Origin of the sequence: Thermoclostridium stercorarium subsp. stercorarium DSM 8532 (genome assembly GCF_000331995.1) — a bacterium.
Taxonomy (GTDB): domain Bacteria; phylum Bacillota; class Clostridia; order DSM-8532; family DSM-8532; genus Thermoclostridium; species Thermoclostridium stercorarium.
In genome coordinates this window covers 194,447-207,161 of the sequence record NC_020134.1, presented here as the reverse complement: position 1 = coordinate 207,161, position 12,715 = coordinate 194,447, and the positions used below count along the sequence as shown (strand labels likewise).

General features: G+C 41.7%; 9 protein-coding genes and 1 CRISPR repeat array. Of the genes, 4 read left to right on the top strand and 5 right to left on the bottom strand.

Going from position 1 to position 12,715, the window contains the following annotated elements; genetic code table 11:
* Window positions 1–201: 201 nt before the first annotated feature.
* Window positions 202–1,616: a CRISPR direct-repeat array (repeat unit 30 nt; unit sequence GTTTCAATTCCTTATAGGTAAACTTCAAAC).
* A gap of 1,257 nt (window positions 1,617–2,873) precedes the next feature.
* The gene (locus CST_RS00880; RefSeq protein WP_015357914.1) at window positions 2,874–3,281 is read left to right on the top strand and encodes a bacteriohemerythrin; all 408 of its coding nucleotides are present in this window, start codon (window positions 2,874–2,876) and stop codon (window positions 3,279–3,281) included.
* A gap of 129 nt (window positions 3,282–3,410) precedes the next feature.
* Window positions 3,411–4,262 carry a YihY/virulence factor BrkB family protein gene (locus CST_RS00875; protein ID WP_015357913.1) on the top strand — a complete coding sequence of 284 codons (852 nt, stop codon included), beginning with the start codon at window positions 3,411–3,413 and terminating at the stop codon, window positions 4,260–4,262.
* Window positions 4,263–4,426: 164 nt separating this feature from the next.
* Here the strand turns inward: CST_RS00875 and prfA are convergent, their stop codons facing one another.
* The 3 genes from prfA to CST_RS00860 all read right to left on the bottom strand — a co-directional run bounded on the left by prfA (window position 4,427) and on the right by CST_RS00860 (window position 9,839).
* Window positions 4,427–5,497: a peptide chain release factor 1 gene (prfA, locus tag CST_RS00870; RefSeq protein ID WP_015357911.1), complete on the bottom strand. Its 1,071-nt coding sequence runs from the start codon at window positions 5,495–5,497 to the stop codon at window positions 4,427–4,429.
* Window positions 5,498–5,596: 99 nt separating this feature from the next.
* Window positions 5,597–8,842 (bottom strand): DEAD/DEAH box helicase, encoded by a 3,246-nt coding sequence (locus CST_RS00865; RefSeq protein WP_015357910.1) that lies wholly within the window; start codon window positions 8,840–8,842, stop codon window positions 5,597–5,599.
* A 241-nt stretch (window positions 8,843–9,083) separates the two neighbouring features.
* Window positions 9,084–9,839, bottom strand: a complete 756-nt coding sequence (locus tag CST_RS00860) for a sulfite exporter TauE/SafE family protein (RefSeq protein WP_015357909.1) — start codon at window positions 9,837–9,839, stop codon at window positions 9,084–9,086.
* Window positions 9,840–10,047: 208 nt separating this feature from the next.
* On the opposite strand from CST_RS00860, the gene CST_RS13790 reads away from it, so the two are divergent.
* Window positions 10,048–10,179 carry a hypothetical protein gene (locus CST_RS13790; RefSeq protein ID WP_015357908.1) on the top strand — a complete coding sequence of 44 codons (132 nt, stop codon included), beginning with the start codon at window positions 10,048–10,050 and terminating at the stop codon, window positions 10,177–10,179.
* A 67-nt stretch (window positions 10,180–10,246) separates the two neighbouring features.
* Window positions 10,247–10,432, top strand: a complete 186-nt coding sequence (locus CST_RS13155; RefSeq protein ID WP_015357907.1) for a phosphorylase family protein — start codon at window positions 10,247–10,249, stop codon at window positions 10,430–10,432.
* Between the two features lie 2 nt (window positions 10,433–10,434).
* Here the strand turns inward: CST_RS13155 and CST_RS00855 are convergent, their stop codons facing one another.
* Window positions 10,435–10,842, bottom strand: a complete 408-nt coding sequence (locus CST_RS00855; protein WP_015357906.1) for an RrF2 family transcriptional regulator — start codon at window positions 10,840–10,842, stop codon at window positions 10,435–10,437.
* Between the two features lie 31 nt (window positions 10,843–10,873).
* Window positions 10,874–12,688: a GTP-binding protein gene (locus CST_RS00850; RefSeq protein WP_015357905.1), complete on the bottom strand. Its 1,815-nt coding sequence runs from the start codon at window positions 12,686–12,688 to the stop codon at window positions 10,874–10,876.
* Window positions 12,689–12,715 lie beyond the last annotated feature (27 nt).

Genomic DNA, 12,715 nt, shown 5'->3' with positions numbered 1-12,715 from the left:
TAACAGGTACCTCAACACTTCGCTGTTGAAAATTCCCTGAACAATATATTCATCCGGAATAGGCCTGAAGGGATTTGTAGAAGCAAATTAGGTAGCTAAAGATATGTCAAAGCTGTGTGCATAGAGAACTCTTTGCGAGGGCCCACTTCATATGTAGACTTAAAACAGCCATGCAAAATACTGTGCCAACGAAGAAAGTATGCTTCAATCTCTTATATGTAGACTTGAAACAAATAAGAATGAAAAGCCATATTATTACATAAGACTGTTTCAATTCCTTATAGGTAAACTTCAAACCATGCAGAAAGAACTTGAGACTATGGAGCCTAATGAGTTTCAATTCCTTATAGGTAAACTTCAAACACACCGGGAAGCGTTCTCATTTTCTGGGGTGATACCGTTTCAATTCCTTATAGGTAAACTTCAAACTTCCTGCCGAGAGCAAGTTGTTTCCCGGTTTGGCTGTGTTTCAATTCCTTATAGGTAAACTTCAAACGCAAAAGTAAGTCCCGAGGTTGCCGGGCAATGCCGTTTCAATTCCTTATAGGTAAACTTCAAACTCAAAAGTTGGTAAAATTATCAGGGATTTAACCAAGTTTCAATTCCTTATAGGTAAACTTCAAACTCCCGGAACTCTGGCGAGGGATAAGGAATTCGAGACTTTCAATTCCTTATAGGTAAACTTCAAACCGCAACAGCAGAAAGGTACTATGACGATGCTATCATCTTTCAATTCCTTATAGGTAAACTTCAAACATGACAGAAAAGAAACTGTTCTGTACCGCGATTCAAACTTTCAATTCCTTATAGGTAAACTTCAAACCCAATGCAGGTATATCGTCAAGGATAGTTGCGAAATTCCTTTCAATTCCTTATAGGTAAACTTCAAACCCTGCCATTCAAACCTATTCACCACCTTTTAAGCCCTTTCAATTCCTTATAGGTAAACTTCAAACTGAGATTGCCCTGCTGTAATTAACATTTTGTGCCACTTTCAATTCCTTATAGGTAAACTTCAAACGCATCTTCACGCCAAACGCTGCCGCAATCTGTCGGCTTTCAATTCCTTATAGGTAAACTTCAAACTCAAACGAAATACGTCAGTTCTATGAGGGAATTTTTACTTTCAATTCCTTATAGGTAAACTTCAAACTTATCAATGCAACTTTCTCATATTTGGGGAGTTTCTCTTTCAATTCCTTATAGGTAAACTTCAAACGCCCGCTAAAACCCTTCCGTCAGGCAACATTTATCTTTCAATTCCTTATAGGTAAACTTCAAACCCTGGTTTGGGTAACCGTTTATGTAAGTGTTCAATTAACTTTCAATTCCTTATAGGTAAACTTCAAACGGTTTGCCGAGGAATCATTTGAAAATAAATGAAAACCTTTCAATTCCTTATAGGTAAACTTCAAACGTTTCCTCCAGCGTTACCCGCATAAAGGCTGCTTCCCTTTCAATTCCTTATAGGTAAACTTCAAACTAACGGCAATCGTATTCCTGATTTTCTATACAGTTATACTTTCAATTCCTTATAGGTAAACTTCAAACCCTGTTCCCGTGAAGCTGTTTTCTGACTTCTTCTGCTTTCAATTCCTTATAGGTAAACTTCAAACCCGTAAAACCCGCATAAAAAGCCGTTTTTATAAAATCACAATTTTTAAATTTTTGAGTATTAAAATCCGCAAATAGTTGATATTGCCCGATTTTTAGATCTGTCGATCCCCGGTGGTTTTTAAGCTACTGGACATCGACAGATTTATTTAGGATAAATATTACCATATATTCTATCAAATTGCAACGGCTGCCTTTTAGGCAGTAATACATATATTGCTGTATTTTATTTTGTTTATTCACAATATTTTCTGTAATATTTTTCCTAAATTGTTTGTATCTAAAAAGGGAGGTGATAACTATCAATAACGTTTTAACTTAAAAACTACCTTTTTATTAGTTAAAAAACTGTTTTGTGCAGTTTGATATCAACCCCATCTATTGCCTCATTTTCTGCTGTCTCTTTAGATTCTATAATTTTCTATATCATATTAATATTTCTTCCACCAAGTAAAATTTCACAAAGTCCTCAGATGCCACATCTTACCTTCCACTCTGAACTTAACAGGCTGTGGTGCCCTGTCTTTCACGAAAGTACAGCTTATCATATCCACAGGTTATAATGAGAGATTTCATCTTCTTCACCCATAGATTTATCATGACAAACATCTGTTCGGTGTAAAACACAGAAAAATAAAAATGATCCTAAACGGGACACAGAAATGTAGCCAGAACAGATACGATCATACTATTCTGCTTAAAATTCATTTCCTTATAGGTAGAATTCAGACCTATAATAATCAGGAATCCGGCGTTTGAATACGATATATTTCAATCCCTTATAGGTAGGCTATATACCACCCGACGAACTTAAGGCTGAAAGCAGAGGTTCTGCATTTCAATCTCTCATAGGTAGTATGAAAACACGAAGCAAGGTGCAAAAAATGCTTTATTCCACCTGAGTTTCAATTCCTTTTTAGGTAAAGCTTATAACAGTTCTTTTTGAAAATTATACTATACCTTTATTTAAAATTCAAATAAAAAACATTAAACTTTTCAATATTCTGCGTTTTTTGGCGTAAATAGCGGAAGCAGGAATGCATAAACATTATTATGAAAACTGCAGCCGTATGTCCAGGAAAAAGCAATAAAGCAGTCGAAAAAGCTAAAAAATAAAATATTTGATTTTGAAAGACCGTTTTGCCTGAAGTTATGGTAAAATATATATGCAGATGTACATAGTTACCATTATACAGCAGGCGGGCTTCCGTCCGGTACCGTGTACTTTTGTGTATATTATTGTTGGAGGGGGTATAAACATGGCAATTAAATGGACACCGGACCTTTCGGTAGGTGTGGACTTTATTGACGAACAACACAAAATCTGGTTTGAGAAGGTTGACCAGCTGTTTTCCGCAGGGCAAAGAGGCGAAGGCAGAGAATACATCCTTAAGATGTTCGACTTTCTTGACGATTACACGAAAACCCACTTCAGGGACGAAGAACAGTATATGGAAAGCATCAATTATCCGGGACTGGAAGAACAAAAAACGGCACATAATCATTTTAAGGAAGAACTTGCGCGTATTCGCAAGGAATACATCGAATCGGGCGGAAATCTCGTATTACTGGTCAAAACCAATAAAATGATTGTTGACTGGCTTGTAAAGCATATTTCTCATCTTGACAAAAAAATCGGGGAATTCGTCGCTGCCCGGAAGGAATAAATTACAATCAGGGGGGCGCATTTTGTCTGTATTTTTAATGGGTGGTGGTATTTTCATCTCTTTTTTCTCATTATTCAGCACTGCATACCATAAAATATATTTACGAAATATCAGACCAAGGAGACGGAAATGAAAGAACTTCTGAAAAAAACATATGATTTCGGGAAGAATGCATACAATATATACAGCAAGGCGAAAGTACCTTTTTTAGCCGCCCAGACATCCTTTTACGTTATACTTGCCTTTTTCCCGTTTGTAGCTTTTATTCTGACATTAATTCAGGAAACCCACCTTGATGATACACTGTTTATTAAAGCTTTATCAAATTTTCTGCCGTCTTCGACATATGTGCTTACACTGCAGGTCTTGGAGAGTGCACAGGCACATAAAAACCTTTTTATATCCATAGGTGGTGCCGCAGCTTCAATATGGCCGTTTACAAAAGCCGTTCAGTCCCTGATTGTGAGTATTAACACAGTATACGGCATGGATGAAGAAAATCTTTTAAAAAGGATTGGTTTCTCGCTGATTCTTACCTTTGCTTTTATAATACTGATTATTCTTTCAACAATACTGCTTCTGTTCGGGCATTACCTGGGCAGAATAGTTTTTGAATACCTTGGTTCTCCCGAGGCTTTTATAAGGATATGGGATTACCTGCGCTATGAATTTTCGGTGTTGGTTTTGCTGGCCATTTTTATGGTTCTCTACAAAACCGTTCCTCGTAAAAAGGTGAAACTTGGAGAAATATTTCCCGGTGCGGCCGTAGCAACAATTTTATGGCTGGTTTTGTCCTCAGCCTTTTCGTTCTTTATGAACCGCTCTTTCAGGTTTGCCACAATATACGGCGGAATAGCCGGGATAATCCTCCTTATAATATGGCTTTACTGGGCAATGCATGTCATACTTATAGGGGCGGTTATAAATGTCGCAAATTCTGATAAAAAACGAAGGGGCAGTTTTCATAAATCTTCCGGATAATTACGGTAACCGTCATTTTATCTGTTAAGTGGATGCCCGAATATTCGGATTATGAACTTTACATAGCCCTGTCGGTGGTTATGTTTCTATTTTCTGCGGTATCAGGTTATCTATATCCATGCCAATTTGAAAGAAAAAAATGGGAGAAACGATGATTTCCCCCTTTATTCCTGGCTTGCAATTTTACGGGCCTGATCCTCGGTTATCAATGCGTCGATTAATTCGTCCAGATCACCGTCAAGAATCTGGTCAAGCTTGTAAAGGGTCAGCCCTATGCGGTGATCGGTTACTCTGCCCTGCGGGAAATTATATGTGCGGATGCGTTCGCTTCTGTCACCCGTACCTACCTGCATCCTTCTGTTTTCAGCAATTTCATTGTTAATTTTTGACTGGGCCAGTTCATACAGTTTCGCTTTCAGCACCCGCATTGCCTTTTCCCTGTTTCTGTGCTGGGATCTCTCATCCTGGCAGGTAACAACAATACCCGTAGGAATATGGGTTATGCGTATTGCCGAGGATGTTTTATTAACATGCTGACCGCCGGCCCCCGATGCCCTGAACGTATCCACCCGGATATCCGAAGGGTTAATCTGGACTTCGGGAACATCATCCACTTCGGGCAACACCGCAACGGTGACGGTGGAAGTGTGAATTCGCCCGCTTGACTCGGTTGTGGGAACACGCTGAACCCGATGAACCCCGCTTTCATATTTCAACCTGCTGTAAGCGCCCTTACCTTCGATTGAGAAAATGATTTCCTTGAATCCGCCAAGTTCTGTTTCATTGGCATCAATAATTTCGTAAGTCCAGTTTTTCCTTTCGGCATACCTTGTGAACATGCGGTAAAGATCCGCCGAAAACAGCGCAGCTTCTTCTCCGCCTGCGCCGCCGCGTATTTCAATGATAACGTTCTTCTCGTCATTGGGATCTTTCGGCATCATCAAAATTTTAAGTTCCCTTGTGGTTCTTTCGATTCCTGCTTCCGCTTCCTCTATTTCTGCCATAATCATGTCGCGGAGCTCTTTGTCGGGTTTTTCTTCAAGCATTTTTTTGGCATCCTGCAAATTTTTCTTGTACTTTTTATATTCGCGGTACTTTTCCACAATTTCAGAAAGCTCCGAATGTTCCTTCATCAGCTTTGCATAAAGCTCCGGGTCGGAAATAACCGCAGGATCGGCTATTTTTATGTTAAGCTCTTCGTATTTATTCTCAATCGCCTCAAGCTTATCAAACATACCTACCTTACCTCTTGATAAACGTTTTTTAACTAATGAATTATAGCATATAGGCAATATCTGCTTCAAGCAGCCCTAAAGCCCGTCAATAAACGCCTTTTACTCTTCAAATAGCTGCCTTACTTCTTCCATTGTCAGCTTGTTCAGCAGCGTTTCACCAGGTTTTATAACCATATCAATAAGCTCTTTTTTCTTTTTCTGTAAAAGCAATATTTTTTCTTCTATTGTATTCCTCGTTATAAGCTTAAAAACATGTACAGCCTTCTGCTGGCCGATACGGTAGGCCCGGTCGGTGGCCTGATCCTCCACGGCGGGATTCCACCATGGGTCAAAGTGTATTACCATATCCGCGCCGGTAAGGGTAAGCCCCGTTCCTCCCGCTTTAAGCGACAGTAAAAAGACATCGCCTTCTCCGCCGTTAAACTTCGACACCATTGAAGCTCTTTCTTCTGCGGAAGTCTTCCCTGACAGGTAAAAACAGCCTATTCCCCTGTTTATCAGTTCCTTCTCTATTATATCCAGTACCGATGTAAACTGTGAAAACAACAGCACCCTGTGTCCAAGCGACAGGTTTTCCTCAAGCAGCTCGGTCAAAAGATCGAGCTTGCCGCTGCCTCCCTCGTAGTTCTCAATATATGAGGCCGGGTGGCAGCAGATTTGTCTGAGCCTCGTAAGCGCGGCAAGAATTTGCATATGACTTTTTTCAAATCCCATTTCGTCAACCGTTGCCTCTATTTCCTTTCTTGCCTGGGCCAGAACAGCAAGATAAATATCCTGCTGTGCCCTGGTCATCTCACAGGTTACAATGGTTTCAATCTTGTCGGGAAGTTCTTCCAGCACGTCCTTTTTCATTCTCCGCAGTATAAACGGCCTTATATGCCGGCTTAAGTCCTCGCCCGCTTTTTTATCACCGTCATATACAATCGGCTTTACAAACCGTTCATGGAACTTCTGCTGGGTATAAAGATACCCGGGCATTATAAAATCAAATATTGACCATAGCTCCATCAGCGAGTTTTCCATTGGCGTACCTGTCAGCGCAAAACGGGTCTGTGCCGAAATCTTTCTTATTGCTTTTGCAGACTGGGTATAATGGTTTTTCACATGCTGCGCCTCGTCAATTATGCAGAAGGAAAAACTGTACTTCTGATAAGCTTCAATATCCCGTCTGATAAGAGGGTATGACGTAATCACCAGATCAAACTCGTTCATTTTGTCCAGAAACTGTTTCCTCTGGGGCTGGGTTCCGATTATTGCGGCAACTTTAAGTTCCGGCGTGAATTTCTCCGCCTCAAACATCCAGTTATAAACCAGCGACGTAGGCGCAATTACCAGTGCCGGACCTTTCGATTTTCCCTTTTCGGATAAAATCAGCGCCAGAACCTGAAGAGTTTTACCAAGCCCCATGTCATCCGCAAGAATTCCGCCGAGGCCTGTTTCGGTCAAAGCCTTGAGCCACTGAAAACCGGCTTTCTGGTAATCTCTCAAAACACCATCCAAAGATTTCGGAATTTCATAAACCCTGTTCCTAATTTCACAGACTTTCCTCACAAATTCATCAAAATCCCGCGTTTTCTCCATGATCCCGATGCGGGTGTCATTAAATAAATTCTCAAGGTAAAAAGCCCGGTAAATGGGAAGATAAATTTTCCCATTCACGAAATCCTTCGGGTTGATATCCATCTGATCGGCAATGTGCAGTAACTCGTCCAACTCAGAGTACCGGGAAAGCGGAAGTATTCCTCCGTCCTTAAGCCGGTAAAACCTCTTCTTTCTCCGCAATGACTGAAGAATGCCCTTCAGTTCATCGGGATCAATGTCGCCTGTGTCAAAGGATATTTCAAGCATGTTTCCGGCAAGGGACACCCTTCCCGTTATGCATAATTCCCGTTTTACAGTTACTTTCTTAAAATCCTCGGAATAATAAACCTCCGCCATCTGCTGAAGCCGCGGAAGAAGTTCAAAAACAAACAGATAAATTTTCTCCTTGTCGGTAAGGACGTACTGACCGTTATCTTCACAGAATCCCGCTTCGTGCAGAAAATTTATTATCAGCCGCTCTTTTTCAACGTCCCTCAGTATATAAATATCCCCCGGTACTAACGAATTAGAGTCCGATACTGAATTAACCCGGTATTTCCCGTAATGAAACACCACCCCGGCACTGACGCCGTTTCTGTACTGATCCAGATACACTTCGGCCCGCAGCGGTTCCTGAACTATTTTTTCCTTTAACGCGGGAGTTACCAGAACATCTCCGGTTTTCTTCATTATCGGTACAATTTCTGAAACAAAACGGCTGTGATATTCCTTCGGCACGATAAACTCATTTGTGCCTGCTTCCCTAAATCCTTCGCTGATTATTGAAAGATACTTCTTCTGTGTGTCAGGAACCTTATATATTTTCCGGTTCATATAATAAAAGGATGAGCCGGGTACTATCTCCACCGGGACGGTATTCTGGTTCATTTTAACAGACAGCCATTCATCCATCTGCCTTATTTCAAACACTACAGGGACAGGCTCCCGAACAATCTGTACGGTATCCATGTCTCCAGAGAAAATAAAGGCTTCTATGCTTTCGCCAACCATAATATCCAAAAACCGCTCAAGCCGTGAAGGGGTAAGAACCACCTGTCTTCCTTTTATAAAGCCCGAATGGCCGTAACCGTTGATATAACTTATTTCACGGTCGGCAAAATATATATCTTTTAAAAATTCCATTATCTCATCGTCGCGTCCTGCATAATACTGTCTTTGGCTGTCAAGAACAAGCTGAGTGCCGAAGCGCAGCTTTTTCCGGTTTATCCACGCCTCAATGAATTCCTCAACATTTTTCACAACATAAGGACGCGTGATTCCAGTCTTGAATTCGAGATATGCCCGGATTTCGCTTGAATCCGACATATGGTTGAATAAATAAAGCGTCGGATATATACGGATCTGTTCCCGGGCGCTTTCTGAAAGGGATTTGCCTGTTTCGGCTTCCATTCTCTTAAAAACCGCCTTTACCGCTTTATAGCTGTTCTTGTACTTAAGCTGTTCATTCTCCGCCCTTTTGTTTAATTCTAAAAGAACGGCAGCAATATGCTTGCACGGTTTCCCGTGTCTCTGATAGTACTGGCATGTGCAGTTCTGAGCGTAAATATTCTTATTGGAATCCAGGAATATTTTCACCCGGTTATCATAATTTCCGTTAACCCGGGCGGTAATACAATCCCTGACTTCATCAAAATGCACGTCTTCCACTAAGCCGCTGTGAAAGTAAATACGCCCGCGGTTATATATCACCGGATCCCCTATGAAATTACTGATTTCCCTTTCAGTCAGCCTTAAATAATTCATAATAACTTCAAAACCCCGCCTGTAAGTTTGCTCTCTCACAGCCAACATTTATTCGTAGTCAATCATTTTATTATATCACACCAAAGGATCAATGTCTTTCATAATACAACTACAATTTTTCCGCCTTTGTATCTGCTTAATTGTCTGTTTATGACAAAAGAGCGGTTACTCAGACGGGTGAAAAACAAAAAAGCCTGCAATTACAGGGATTGCAGGCTTTTAATTAAAATTTCCTTGTTTTCTAAACCAGCATAAGAATTATATTCCTTATGTTTAATGCGGCAACTACGGTACCCACCAAAATCATCATCAGCTTTGGCGAAATTTTCCTAACAAGATATGCCGCAAAAGGCGCAGCCAAAATACCTCCCGCCGCAAGTCCCAGTATTATTTTGCCGTATTCCCCGAAACCGACTGCTGTAATAAACGTTATTGTCTGGGCCAAGGTTACAAAGAATTCCGACGCATTCACCGAACCGATTACATACCTTGGAGTATTGCCGCCTGCAACAAGGGTGGTCGTAACCACCGGTCCCCATCCTCCGCCTCCTATTGCATCGAGAAAACCGCCCAAAACGCCAAGAATATACAGTCTGACCCCTTCCAGTTTTTTTGCCGCCTCATCGCCTGGCTTCACAAAAGCTTTAACAATTATCCGCACCCCCATTACAATGAGGTATACGTTTATAACCGGCTCAATTATCGTCGTATCAATATTTGACAGGATGTAAGCACCCACAATTCCGCCGATTACTCCCGGAACGACCAGCGAGGCAAATAACTTTTTATCCACGTTTTTAAGCTTGTAATGGGAGATTCCCGAAACAAACGTTGTAAAAACCTCAGCCGTATGTACCGACGCGCTTGCTGCGGCCGGCGGCACTCCAAAGCTGAGCAAAAGACTTGTTGAGCTCACGCCGTAAGCCATGCCTATACAGCCGTCAATTACCTGGGCTATAAACCCCGCAATCAGAAACAGGAAAAAAGTCGCATCCATACTTTATACTCCTTAAAGTCTATAATATCGATAGACTTAATATACAATATTTTTTATGCCAATGCAACATTTCACACCGTTATTTTTATAAATTAAATAAGTTTTGCCATGTCCGACAGTATGACTGTAAAGAATATTGTAATTTTATTACAAGGTTTATTTAAATGAAAGGAACAGATTTTCCAAAAAGCTGAGGAAGATGAGTTGAATGGATATAATCGGAATAATCGGTGCGATGGACGCTGAAATTGAGCTGATACTGCATAACATAACGGTGACGGATGAACAGGAATACGCGGGTTTTAAATTTTTGTGGGGAAATGTAAGGGCACGAATATAGTTCTTACAAATTCGACGATGTTTTAAAAAAATCAATCAAGGACATATACGATCCCTGCCGCGTGGAAATGGAGGGAACTGCAATAGGGCATGTGGCAGATATGTACGGAGTGCCCTCTGTTGTCATAAGAAGCATATCTGACAATGCCGACAGCAACGCCGTCATGGACTATGACGAGTTTGAACGCACGACGGCAATAAATTCCGCCATGCTGGTACTAAATATGCTGAAACTGTTGAGCCTGAAAATTTGACATTACTGAACAAACTGGGAAATGGTCAGATTCTCCAGTTTATCGGCCACAAAATCCCGGATTTCCTTGAAAACCTGCAGCAGTTTCTCATTTTTTTCTATAGGGGTATGTTCAAAAAAATACAGGCTTGCAGAACCCACTGACGCCAAAGGTCCGTCAATAAGTCTTATAATTTCGGCAAGAGTTATTTGATCGGGGCTTTTTGCAAGCTCATATCCGCCCTTTGAACCCCGTATGCTCCTTACGTATCCTGCGCCCTTCAATTGCAGGAATATCTGCTCCAGATACTTTTTCGGTATATCGTTTCTTTCAGCCACCTCAACAATCTTCGGGGGATCAGCATTTCCGTAATGCCTTGCAAGATCAATCAAAGCCAAAAGCGCATATTCACTTTTCCTTGACAACCGCATGAAAATCCTCCTGCTGTATAATTAATAGGCATTACAAGTTAATCCGTTTTCTAATCATGCGAACACATTCGTCAATATTCTCAATACTACTAATATGAATGGTCACCGGAATATCGGTGGTTTTTTCTTCCCCAACCCAGATTACGGTGATTTTTTCGTGGGGAATTCCCGTGCATATCACATTATAATCCTCGGCAGTGAGTTCTCTTGCCGAAATGATAAATATCATGCCTGCATCAAGCATTATATGTGCAACCTCGGTCAATCTGCGGATATGTTCCTGCCTGCTTGGTACAATAAGCTCATGATCCATAAGATCGGCATCAACACCATACATGACACTTCCCATTCCAAGGTAATACACGAGTTTCCCGTCATCAAACAACTGTTTTTCAAGTGCTCTGCCCAGCTCTTTTCTCGGGCTTTGCTTTTCACCGGTAATAAGAATCAGCGCAGCGCCATGGCCGTACTTCAAAGCGCGCGTTTCGGCACTTATTTCGCTTCCAATCCATTTGTAATTACGCATCAGAACCTTGTCCCGAACCCAGCTTGTCTGATCCTCCAAATCGCTTATAACGATTCCGCCGCCCGAAATCTCATACTCATCCACAATTACAAAACGGCTTGTGTTTGCGATGTCAGCCGTCAAATCAAAGGCAATATGCCTGTCCAGGCTCAGGATGCATTCTGCCACTTCGTTTCGGTCCACCTGCTCCTTCTTTTTGCTGACAAGGCTTGACGCATCAATGACGTTCCGGATTTCTTCCACCCGCATGCTTACTTTCGCCGTTCCAAGTTTTAAATAGTAGTCTTTTCCCTTTACCAGCGGATTTTTGCCAAGCCAGAACAAATTCACAAGCATCCGGCCCGTAACTTTGGGTTTAAGTTCGTCCGCCTTACACATCAGTTCTCCGCGTTTTACATAAATTTGCTCGGTTACAGTGAAGCCCGTGGCCCATCCTGCCCCAATCTCGGTGACCGGCGGTCTGTTGAAGCCTTCTATTGACTTTATCCTCGTACGTTTGCCCGACGGATAGAATATTACTTCATCGCCGACCGAAATTTTTCCCGTTTCAATGGTTCCGGCAATAATCCTTCTGTTGTCTCCGCCCCTTGTGAATTTATATACATCCTGAACCGGCATACGGAACGGCTTGTCTTCAGGAAGCTCTTCGCTTTTGAACGAGTCCAGAACTTCAAGCACATTCATGCCTTTATACCAGGACATTTTATCCGAATGATTTGCGACATTATCCCCTTCCCTTGCGCTAATCGGGATAAAACATACAGGCTCCACGTCCACTTTCTTCAAGAAACGCCTGTACTGTCTTTCTATACGTCTGAAAGGCTTTTCGCCGTATCCCACCAAATCCATTTTGTTAACAAGAACACACACCTGTTTAATGCCGAGCATTGACAGCATAAAGCCGTGACGGCGGGAATTTTCCTGAATCCCCTCGCTGGCGTCTATAACCAAAAGCGCCGCTTCAGCACGGGCTGCGCCGGTAATCATATTCTTCAGAAACTCAATATGCCCGGGGGCGTCAATTATAATATAGTTTCTCTTTTCTGTCTGGAAAAAGCAGCGCGCTGTATCAATGGTTATGCCCTGTGCCTGTTCGTCCTTCAGCGCATCCAGTAAAAATGCATATTCGAACGGTTTGGAGTTGCGCCGGCATATTTCCTTCACCTGTTCCAGCTTTCCCTCGGGCAATGAATTGGTATCGGCCAAAAGCCTTCCAATCACCGTGCTTTTACCGTGATCCACATGTCCCACGATTACTATATTCATATCCTGTTTATTTATCAAATCCCGCCTGTTAAAAATTGGCTCACCGTTTTCCATTCTTAAAACCCCTATTCGTTTTTATTA